This is a genomic window from Pseudomonas sp. (assembly GCF_050739655.1).
Taxonomy (GTDB): Bacteria; Pseudomonadota; Gammaproteobacteria; order Pseudomonadales; family Pseudomonadaceae; genus Aquipseudomonas.
Genome location: NZ_JBOIBY010000522.1, coordinates 1 through 10029, shown reverse-complemented (window position 1 = coordinate 10029; position 10029 = coordinate 1). Strand labels below are relative to the sequence as shown.

At 54.1% G+C, this 10029-nt stretch carries 10 protein-coding genes; 6 read left to right on the top strand and 4 right to left on the bottom strand.

The window, feature by feature from the left end:
• Window positions 1-131: 131 nt before the first annotated feature.
• The 3 genes from ACRESJ_RS24665 to ACRESJ_RS24655 all read right to left on the bottom strand — a co-directional run bounded on the left by ACRESJ_RS24665 (window position 132) and on the right by ACRESJ_RS24655 (window position 1261).
• The gene (locus ACRESJ_RS24665) at window positions 132-437 is read right to left on the bottom strand and encodes a hypothetical protein (RefSeq protein ID WP_431760235.1); all 306 of its coding nucleotides are present in this window, start codon (window positions 435-437) and stop codon (window positions 132-134) included.
• A gap of 106 nt (window positions 438-543) precedes the next feature.
• A complete protein-coding gene (locus ACRESJ_RS24660; RefSeq protein WP_431760234.1) occupies window positions 544-819 on the bottom strand; it encodes a DUF1652 domain-containing protein in 276 nt (91 codons plus the stop codon).
• A gap of 238 nt (window positions 820-1057) precedes the next feature.
• On the bottom strand, window positions 1058-1261 hold the full coding sequence (locus tag ACRESJ_RS24655) for a hypothetical protein (RefSeq protein WP_431760233.1): 204 nt from the start codon (window positions 1259-1261) through the stop codon (window positions 1058-1060).
• A 415-nt stretch (window positions 1262-1676) separates the two neighbouring features.
• Here ACRESJ_RS24655 and ACRESJ_RS24650 point away from each other — a divergent pair, with 415 nt between their 5' ends.
• The 4 genes from ACRESJ_RS24650 (at window position 1677) to ACRESJ_RS24635 (ending at window position 6254) form a co-directional block, all read left to right on the top strand.
• Window positions 1677-3059: a purine-cytosine permease family protein gene (locus ACRESJ_RS24650; protein WP_431760232.1), complete on the top strand. Its 1383-nt coding sequence runs from the start codon at window positions 1677-1679 to the stop codon at window positions 3057-3059.
• A 485-nt stretch (window positions 3060-3544) separates the two neighbouring features.
• Window positions 3545-3985 carry a CBS domain-containing protein gene (locus ACRESJ_RS24645; RefSeq protein WP_431760231.1) on the top strand — a complete coding sequence of 147 codons (441 nt, stop codon included), beginning with the start codon at window positions 3545-3547 and terminating at the stop codon, window positions 3983-3985.
• Window positions 3986-4079: 94 nt separating this feature from the next.
• Complete coding sequence (locus ACRESJ_RS24640; RefSeq protein WP_431760230.1) at window positions 4080-5699, top strand: methyl-accepting chemotaxis protein; 1620 nt, start codon at window positions 4080-4082, stop codon at window positions 5697-5699.
• Window positions 5700-6059: 360 nt separating this feature from the next.
• Complete coding sequence (locus tag ACRESJ_RS24635) at window positions 6060-6254, top strand: hypothetical protein (protein ID WP_431760229.1); 195 nt, start codon at window positions 6060-6062, stop codon at window positions 6252-6254.
• A gap of 57 nt (window positions 6255-6311) precedes the next feature.
• Here ACRESJ_RS24635 and ACRESJ_RS24630 read toward each other — a convergent pair whose 3' ends face one another.
• Window positions 6312-6539, bottom strand: a complete 228-nt coding sequence (locus ACRESJ_RS24630; RefSeq protein ID WP_431760228.1) for a hypothetical protein — start codon at window positions 6537-6539, stop codon at window positions 6312-6314.
• Window positions 6540-6938: 399 nt separating this feature from the next.
• On the opposite strand from ACRESJ_RS24630, the gene ACRESJ_RS24625 reads away from it, so the two are divergent.
• Complete coding sequence (locus ACRESJ_RS24625) at window positions 6939-9527, top strand: hypothetical protein (RefSeq protein WP_431760227.1); 2589 nt, start codon at window positions 6939-6941, stop codon at window positions 9525-9527.
• Between the two features lie 168 nt (window positions 9528-9695).
• A partial coding sequence (locus ACRESJ_RS24620) for a hypothetical protein (RefSeq protein ID WP_431760226.1) occupies window positions 9696-10029 on the top strand: 334 nt, incomplete at its 3' end.

The following is a 10029-nucleotide window of genomic DNA, read 5'->3' as shown; positions in this document are numbered from 1 at the left end:
AGTCGTTTCTTCGGGCAAGGCCAGGCTCAAGATTGTCATGGTTAGTGAGGGATGTGTACGAACGTGTTTGGATGAATCAGCGACACCCCCTTAGCCCCCATCACCAACCGATTCATAACAGGCGTTGAAAACTACCATTCAGTTGGTGCGGTTACTGTCGCTCTCAAGCCTGGGTAATCATCGAGTTCAAGGCTAGGAGCATCGTCCGTCTGCTGCGCAGGCTTGCGTATCACTCCGGCTTCAGCATCGGCACGCATCTGATCGAGCTCTCTGTCAAAAGCTTTGTCCTGCACTGTTGGCTTGCTGGTGTAGGGCTTTCGTTCCGGGTCACGCTGTGCGACATAAGTCGTGACCGCGTCTGGGTCATGCTTTAGCTTTTCTTGAACCTGAGATTCCAGCATCGCACGAAGCGCGTCTTTGTCTGGGCGAGTCAGCAATTTTTTACTCCTATCAAAAACGAGGCGCTAGCAATCGACGGGGCTCGTAGGGGGCGGTAGATGGCGATCTGTAATACAGCAACGAGGACGATTGATCTCAAAGGTTTCATCGACGTTGCTTGAAGACCTGGTGATTGACGGTAAGCCCAGGCGAAAGAGTAACGAGCTCAAGATCTTGCCGCAGTCCGGTCACAAGATTCGCGATTGCATGCCCATTAGTCAACTGAGCCACGGCAACACCGGTGACGACGAGGATTTCTTGGTTCGAGTTATCCTGAAAAAATCGAACCGTCAGAGAGTCTCCCGACTCGCTTGTGCATTCGCAACGAGAGGGAAGAAAACTCTGCTCCACCAAATGGCGAATTTCTAAAGTCGATAACATGGCGGCTTGTCTCGGCAGGAGCCAGCGAAAATGCCTTTTGACTAATGCGGGGGGGAAGTAAGCGCCATGAGGGCAGGCGCTGTACAGGGCTTATCTTAATTCGTTGGCAAGGGGGCACCGTTAAGTCTAGGTCGCGAGTGCTCATGCCATTAGATCTTTTCGGTATCTCCGAAGAGAAGGCGAGTGGGCCATTTAAACAATATGCAAGAACAGACGCGTAGCGATGGATGCTACCTGCTTAGCGTGAAGCCATCGCCGCAACTCCTTCGAAATCCTTCGGATGCTCTGCGTTCAATGTTGAGCAAACATCGTCAGCCTCCGCTCGAGCTTTGTACACGCCATACTTGCTTGCAGGGCCACCTTGAACGAGATCTACCACTCGATATCGCTTACTGCGGTCATCCATGCTGGTGGTCTCAATCACCTTGAATCTCGGTTTCATGACGCGTTCCCTGCTAAAGGTAGGTGAGCTACCAATACCGTCAGCACGTTACGATTTCAACAATGGGGCAGGATTTTGCTGAGACAATTTATGACAGAGCGCCACGGCTCAGTAGATGAAGCGCCGGGATCAGAACGGGAAGGGTTCTCTCACCGTGTGCGCGTAAGTCATGACTTGTTGCTCCGATGGTACTGGGCGAGAGCAACTCCATGACGCTCTGTGGTGTTGAAGGGAGCGCCGTCGATCCACTCCTGGTGCATAGACTTTGGACGTTAAGCGAAGCGCTTACCCAGTTGGAAACGTCTCGCTGACCGTACGACATGGGATGGCGCTACTAGCTATGAAGCGTTCGTAGCTAGGCCGATATCCTATTGACGCCTATCTGATAATCACGAAAATTAATCAGGAGGCGGTCGTGAAGCTGGAAAAGCGCAGTATCGAGTTTGTCCCTCACTCTGAACGCTACGGCACGCCACGGCGGTTGTTCACCATCTGGTTCAGTTCCAATTTTCAGGTGACCGCTTTGATGGTCGGTACGCTGGGTATCGCCTCGGGGTTGAGCTTCGGCTGGACATTGCTGGGCCTGCTGATTGGCAATCTGGTCGGCACCGTGTTCATGGCCGCGCACTCCGCCCAGGGCCCTCACCTGGGAGTTCCACAAATGATCCAGAGCCGAGCACAGTTCGGTGTTTACGGAGCCGCGATACCGTTGCTGGTAATGGTCACGGCGGCGGTGCTATTTCTCGCCGCCAGCGGCGTCTTAATGCGTGATGCCTTAAAGGCGCTGGTGCCAATGAGCGATGACTTGGCCATTGTGGTGGTCGGCGTTCTGACTTTCATGATTGGTTTTATAGGCTATGAGCTGATCCACCGCCTGGGGGCGTGGATGAGCCTGTTATCGACCCTGGTGTTTGCAATCGTTCTGGCCTTGATCCTGCTGCACCCCAGCGACGCAGCATCAACAACGGTTTCAGGAACGGGCTTCACTCTGGCGGCCTTTAATCTGGTCATCGCGCAGGCCGCGTCCTGGACATTGGGGTACGGGCCCTACGTGGCAGACTACTCGCGTTACCTCCCCGCAAACGTGAGCACCCGCGCTACGTTCTGGACAACCTATTGCGGCTGCGCACTGGGCTCTTTTGCCATGATGGCATTAGGCGCTTTACTGGCAGTGGCGATACCTGCAGCACTTGATCGCGACCCTGCAACCGCCATTGCCACGTTATTTGGGCCTTGGGCACCGTTGGCATTGGGTGTGATCGCTCTTGGGGTCATCCAGTACAACGTACTCTGCCTGTATAGCGCCTACATGTCTTCGGTCACGATATTCGGGGCCTTTGGAGGGCTCAAGTACGTCACGGCTCCAGTAAAAGCCTTGGTGATGGCCGTATTGACCGTTGCCGCAACCTTGATCGCCATTGCCACCCAGTACCGTTTTGACACGTTCTTTGCGGACATTCTGATCGGTCAGCTGTATTTGCTGATTCCCTGGAGCGCGATTAATTTGGTGGATTATTACTGGGTGTGCCGGGGCCATTATGAAGTAGGTGACCTGTACGAACCTAAAGGTTGCTACGGGCGCTTCAACCGGCGAACCCTAGCGGTTTATGCCGTTTCGATCATCGGCACCATTCCCTTCATGAAGCTTTCGTTCTACACCGGCTTCGTAGCGAACTGGCTGGGCGCGGATATCAGCTGGGCGATGGGGTTGGTGTTGGCCGGGGCTCTTTACTGCATGGTCAACAGCCGTCCGGTTGTTAAAACCTCGCGCATGTACGGTCAAGAATCTATCGAGTAGGTTGCCGAGCGATTGATTCAACCAGGACATGCACTGTTGTAAAGCTCCGTGCACAACAACATGCACCAGTCGGAAGCGGCAAAATGGACTTTCACCACCATTAGCTCAAGCGTCTCGATTTGCACCCTTGGTAATTCGCTTTCTTGGGAAGTCCGCTCACCCTTGCTGAAACTCGCCTGGATCGCAGTCGCCGCGACAATCATCTCCAGCCCGGGAGCTTGGACTTGCACACAGGATCAAGTCTCTCGGCTGCCGACTGGCACAAAGGCTGCAAGGCTCACATCAGATTCAACTGGAACGTACTCCTCAGGACAGCCCCCTCGGTCAACGACGATCGATTGGCCGAACAGGACATGGGGACATTGGTGCATCAGGCAGGGAAGTCTGGTTTTAACACTGCAAAGAACAGGCAAAGGCGCCTGGAACCGAATGGTTTCAGGCGCTTTTTTTTGCTTTTTTAACCGTAATTGGTTTCGGGGGCGTGTATGAAAACAGCCGCACAATTGCTGAAACTCAAGGTCATGCAAAACCAGCAAGTACATAGCATCGCACCGGATCAGATGGTGCTTGAAGCGCTGAAGATGATGGCTGAAAAGAATGTGGGGGCTCTACCCGTGATAGAAGAGGGGCGGGTGGTTGGCGTTATCAGCGAACGCGACTATGCGCGCAAGGTCGTTCTACAGGGACGATCTTCAGTCGGTACGCCAGTCAGGGCCATCATGAGCGCACCCGTCGTGACGGCAGACAGTCAGCAGAGCATCGAGCGTTGCATGATGGTCATGACCGACAGTCATCTACGCCATTTACCGGTGGTGGATGGTGATCAACTGATTGGCCTCTTGTCGATTGGTGATCTGGTGAAAGAAGCCATCGTCGAACAGGCCGACCTGATCCGACAACTGGAACACTATATTCGCGGACATTAAGCGACCGAGCGTGCTGCGGATGTAGGGCTCATGGGCACATGAAGTTCTCCAATGTGCTGCCCGTTGGGCAGGTATTAATCAGGGAGCATTTGATATGGCCAAGTTAAGCACAGCACGACGTATTGCTATTGGATTTGCAATTGCGCCGTTGGTACTAATCGGCCTGACGTTCTACGCGTTGCACGATCTGGCAACGCTCAAGGAACAGGCAATGGTGATCGTCAAACAGGACTGGCCGAAAATCGATCCGATCCTGGTCATTGCCACAGGTGTACGGGACAACGCCAGAAACACCCGGGATTTGCTGATCGACAAGGAAAATCAGCAAGCGCAACAGGCCATCGATGCCACTAAAAAGCGCATCAGCCAAGCACTTGAAACGCTTGAGCCGTTGTTTGATTCACCGGATGGCAAGGCCGCCTATGTTGCCCTGAAAAACAATCGCGAGGCTTACGTCTCCGCGTTCACCCAGGTACAGGCATTGATCAGGCAAGGCGCTTTTGATGCCGCGATGGCGCAGTTGAAACAGCACGTCATCCCCGCCGAACAGCAGGTTTATAAAAGCCTGGACGCCCTGATGACGCTGCAAGGGCAGATCTTTGCCGATCGTGAAAGGTCGGCACAGGCCCTATATAACGATGCGCGCCTGAACATGTTGGGGGTGCTTGTGTTCTGCCTGGCCTCGGTCATCGCTGCTGCGGTCATCGTGACGCGTAGTGTCACCCGCCCCTTGGGTGGGGAGCCCGATGACGCTGCGCGGGTATTGAAGCAAATCGCGCAGGGCGATCTGACGATTCAAGTACCATTGAAGGCAGGTGCTGGCGATAGCGTGATGATAAACATGCACCAGATGCAGCAGAGCTTGAACTCGATGGTGAAGCACATCACTGCATCGGTCGAACAGGTGGCGAGTTCGTCCGAAGAACTGAGCGCGGTCAGTAGCCAGACCAGTAGCAGTTTGCAGTTACAGGGGCTGGAGATCGAACAGGCCGCAGCGGCGGTCAATCAAATGACGGCGGCCGTCGACGAGGTCGCACGCAACGCGGTCAGCACTAGCGAGGCGTCCCAAGTGTCCGAGCGAACCGCGCAACGTGGCCGTGAGCAAGTGCAGGAAACGGTGTCCTCGATAGGTACGCTGGCGGACGGCATGACCGATACCTCGGAGCGTATCCAGCAGTTAGCCAGGGGTGTGCAAGATATCAGCACGGTGCTGGACGTGATTCGCAGCATTGCGGAGCAAACCAATTTGTTGGCCCTCAACGCGGCGATTGAAGCAGCGCGTGCCGGCGATGCCGGACGTGGTTTTGCGGTGGTCGCTGACGAAGTGCGGGCGCTGGCTCATCGCACTCAGGTGTCGACCCAGGAAATCGAGCAGATGATTGGCACTATTCGTCTCGATACTGTGCACGTTGTTAACGCCATGCAAAGCAGCAGTGAACTGGTGCAGTCCACCCTGGAAGTCGCACAACGCTCCGGCGATGCCCTGGAAGAAATTGCCCATTCGATCTCGCAAATCAATGAGCGCAATCTGCTGATCGCCAGTGCCACGGAGCAGCAGGCCCTGGTGGCGCGTGAGGTTGATCGAAATCTAGTAGGGATTCGTAACGTGTCCGACCAGGTCTTAGTGGGGGGCCAGCAAACCCAGGCAGCAAGTTTGGAGCTGGCGCAGATGGCGGGAGCACTGCAGGAGACGGTCGCGCGCTTTAGAGTCTGAGCTCGTACCTTCTGGCTCCTCCAGCGAAGAACTTGTGGCCGAATGTTCTCCTGCAGAACAACGTGTCCCCCCACGTTCGCCGGTACGGAGCTATCGTCTGCTGATCTGTGCAAGCGGAGCGCGCAGGCCGCTAAGGCCGAAGGCGCGAGGATGGAAGCCCGCAGGGCCAAGACTTGGCGCCCAGCCAAGGCTTGGTTCACGACAGCCGGCCCAGGTATGGGCGCGCCCCCTTGACTCTCGATGCATTCGTTGTTGAACCCAAGGATAGCAATCTCCTTGCTGGGTGCGGGCTTAACGTGGTCTGGGGTTTTGCACGAGAAGGGTGTCCAGTAAACTGCGCTACTTTACTGGGGGCTTGCGATGAACCTGACCGACGCAACGATCGTGCTGCTCCTAGCTGCACGTATACATGGCACAGACGAAGCTGTCAGAGCCTCCGCAAAAAGCGTGGTAAAGAAATTGCCACGGAGTAAGCGCGATCTCATTTACAAGGTGATTGACGCACAAAGCCCACTCTCGCTCGTGGGTTTCTTGGCCGAGCATCTGGATGACTGACGGCCCATGGGTTTATCTACCGTCCTGAGTCACAGCTTTCGAGATCCCCCTTAAAAGCTATTCCATATCGGCCCGCAAAATTCTCCCGTCCTTGACCTCTTCTGCGTATCCATTCAACCGATCCGCCTCTACGTGCAGCGTCTCGATCTTCTGCATGGCTGCAAGCAACTCGGCATCCCCGTACTGCTTAGCCATTCTGAACATGTCTTGTGCAGCATCCTCGAGTGCCAAGGCGGCACTTTTCAGATCGCGGCGTAAATCCTGGGTTGTTTTCGTAAGCCCCATGAGCAACTGCCTCGTCTATCCCAAGTCGTAGTGAAATATTTAAAAGGCGATGGTAATGTCCCGGCTACGTTCGTCAAACCATTAAGGGATGGAGACGAAAATAGAAGCCCTGGAGCCGCGAACCTCCAGGGCTTTGTTTTTTCTACTCGACAACCACGTAGGCATTCAACATTTAGCTTCACAGCGGGCTGACGTGACTGGCTCCGAAAGCGCGGTTTATCGGGTTATAGCTGTAGGCGGAAGGCAAACCTTTAAGCGGGCCGCATCTAGGGGCGACTTCGAAAACCGCCGTTCTTGGAAGAAACAATTCTGGCGAAAGCTGTGCCTTAAGCGGTTCGCAGAGACTGAGGTGTGGAACTACGCTGTGGGCCACAGTGTGGTGCATCGTAGGAGATGTGTATGTCGAATGAGCTTGGCGCAGAACTGGCAGGACGAGTGAGATCCCGGCCTGTAAGGATAGCCTTCGTCGTCGAGTCGAGTGAGCATGCAGACCTCATGCTGGATGGAATATTTGCTGACTGCTATTCGCGATGGGGTGGGCGATTCAGTCTCATCGTGCCGTGTGCGGATGGTCAAATCATCGCTGGTTACTGGCAATGGTTGGAGACTTTTGATCCGGACATTGTTTATTCCTATGTCGATTTGGCTGCAGAAGCCGTTCTTGAAATTCACGAGCGCTTAGTCCCAGGCGACTACATCCTTCACCGCAGGGGCGATAAATCGAGGCTAGATCTGCCAGGATTTCGGCCGCAGTATCCTGAGGCTCTTTCCTCACTCTCCACAGTGTTCCGTCTTGCACGGCACAGTCCATTGGTGGCCGGGCCAAAAATCAAGATCATCGACAGTTGGCATACGGAAAGTCCTAGTCGATTTTTGACAGACAACTTTGGCACCTACCACACGAGTGTGGTTACGGGCGTGTATCCGAACGACGCTAAGTCAACAGCTGGCTTACTGACAATTGTCTCGGACGATCATTTTGAAAAGCATGGATACGGAGTACCACGTGACCTTGACCGCGTCGCATCCGAAGAAATGGCCTTTCTTGAGTTTGTGGGTAGGCGTGTCACGAGCCTAAGTATGCTTTCGTCGTTGTATGCAACACGTCTTGAGATACGCGACTATCGATGGAGTGATGGATTCAATTTAGTGATCGGTGAATCATTCGAGGACAGGCTTTTGTTCTGGAATGCGAGGCTGCTGATCCCTTCTTGGCTCGATAACGACTTATGCTGTTTCCGGATGACCGTCGATCAGCTGAAAGATGAGGACATGCTCAATCAGCTCGTTCAGTTGATTAACACTCGCAATCACGTGAATGGCGGCGGAGGTGGACAATCGCAGCTTCGGGTACGCTCTGCGTCACATACTATCGATGAGCTTGACGAAGTACTTGAAATGCTCCGAGCAGCAAAAGCTTGGAGCGCTCACGGGCCAGCTGCGGTCGTTTCAGGTGGGCATGTCATTCCGAGCGATGATTCGCTCAAACAAGCTCGTGAACAGGCTCAGTTCTCAGACGGATTTAGATTCGGAGAGCGGCATTCGTTTCGGTGGAAGCCACCGGTTGCTCGCCCGACGGCAAAGGAGCCGGAGCATCTGAAAGATGCGCCACCGGGCCAGGTGTTCACGCTTGGCCTCTGGGCACTCGATTTAAGTTTCGAGTATGAGCGGGATAAACCCAGACTCGCCCAGGACAACGTGTGGATGCTGCCGAAGAGATGGCGCATGGCGGATGCCTTTATCGCTAAATTCGTAACCAAGGGGTTTGCACAGAACAATCCTTCGCCTATGCATCGCACGAGTAGGCACGGCAATCTGACGATATTTGCTGGCTTCAACCGAGAACTCGATTCAATAACCGTTCCTGATATTGGTCAGGCTTTCAGGAGCGCGATGTGCCTCGATTCTGCGGCGAGGCGTGTCGGCCCTGGTGATCCACCTTGGCCGCAAAAGAAAGCGGCATGGATGAAAGCCTCAAACGAGAGTCCCCATCTAACTGGCATTCTCGGAATGACAGGAGGGCTGGCTGGCGCTAAAAGCTTGCTCTTGCATCCGTTCTTGCAGGATGTTTTTGCTAGTTTAGGTGGAGCCCCCAACCTCGCGGATGCAGACGTCAAGGCCACCGCGAACGCGCTCGCAAAGCGTGCGAAAGGACGATCGGTTTTCGATCTTCAGCAGGAAAGTGAACGTGAAGCCCTCGCCGCGCTTATCGTGAAAGCCGCGCAGTCAATCAAAGCTCCTCGAATGCACCTCTCACTCGACTATTTACGAAAGTGTTGGAAAGTACACAGAGAGCGGTATTGGGCGGAACACCCATTACCTAAATCGGATACCGAAGAGGACGAGATAGATTGGGACGCGATGGAGCAACAAGCGATTGATGATCGGCTCGCCGAAATGAGGACACGTCGGATGCTCTTTCAAGGATATCCCTGGAGCTGCGACACCTGTCAGCATCGGAATTGGACGGATTTTCAGGCGCTGTCGCCTACTCTTGTGTGTGATGTTTGTAGAACCGAAACGGAGTTGCCCGTCGGGATACCCTGGAATTTTCGACCGAACGAATTCCTTATTGAAAGCCTTCGCTCTCGTAGTGTTTTGTCACTCGTTTGGCTCCTGTCAGCTCTGTGTGATCGAGCGAGTTCGTCGCTTATGTGGCTGGGGCCGACTTGCTTCGGCTACTCGCTCGATTCTAGAAATGCAGATGCGGAAGCGGATCTACTTGCTGTCGTTGATGGCGAAGCCATCCTTTGCGAGGTGAAGTCTGCATGGCGCAGTCTACGGGCGACTCATATTGAAGGCTTTGTTCACCTTGCAAAGCGACTTAGGCCGGATCGGGCGATTTTGGCGGTCATGGAAAAAGGCAGTCGGCTCGATGAGGAAATGCGGGCGGCTGAGGCTGATCTGAAGGCGAGTGGCATTCAATTTGAATTACTAACACTCGAAAATTACAGCGTCGAAGACGATCCATACCTTCTTGGCCGTTAACGAGTAATTGGCTGCATCCTACGCTGGGGAGGCTCCGAGTGATTACTTCTGACTCGTGGCTGGATATGCAAACGCGACTTTCCAAATGCGAGATGGGTCGTGATCAGCTAAGAGCTCTGCACAGGTTTCTAGACTCTTTGAATTACCAAGGTATTGGAGGCAGCAAGGATGAGGATTTTCGACTGGTTGTTCAAAAAGAGAAATGCAGACAAGCCAGAGATGGGGCTCGTCAAAACCAGATCTCAGATGGTAGAGCTAGAGAAGCCTTTCCTGCATGTCAGTACCATGGATTACGGCGGCCTCTACAGTCTTTCCAAATCAAAAAAATGGGCTATTTCTTGGAGGGACTCAGACCCTGCTGCCGGTAGGGGAGGGCAGCGTGAAAGTGGGCTTGGCGAATATGTTCTTGCTGACCTAGCAGGTGATCTCGTATCTGCGCATGGAAAGATGCAAAGGCCCAATAATGGATCTGTCGCAGACAATGGTTCATTCAGTCTTGAGG

Coding starts and splice junctions, on each gene's coding strand:
- ACRESJ_RS24640 (WP_431760230.1), top strand. CDS start 4,080: ATGGCCAAGTTAAGCACAGCACGACGTATTGCTATTGGATTTGCAATT.
- ACRESJ_RS24630 (WP_431760228.1), bottom strand. CDS start 6,539: ATGGGGCTTACGAAAACAACCCAGGATTTACGCCGCGATCTGAAAAGT.
- ACRESJ_RS24655 (WP_431760233.1), bottom strand. CDS start 1,261: ATGAAACCGAGATTCAAGGTGATTGAGACCACCAGCATGGATGACCGC.
- ACRESJ_RS24635 (WP_431760229.1), top strand. CDS start 6,060: ATGAACCTGACCGACGCAACGATCGTGCTGCTCCTAGCTGCACGTATA.
- ACRESJ_RS24625 (WP_431760227.1), top strand. CDS start 6,939: ATGTCGAATGAGCTTGGCGCAGAACTGGCAGGACGAGTGAGATCCCGG.
- ACRESJ_RS24645 (WP_431760231.1), top strand. CDS start 3,545: ATGAAAACAGCCGCACAATTGCTGAAACTCAAGGTCATGCAAAACCAG.
- ACRESJ_RS24660 (WP_431760234.1), bottom strand. CDS start 819: ATGTTATCGACTTTAGAAATTCGCCATTTGGTGGAGCAGAGTTTTCTT.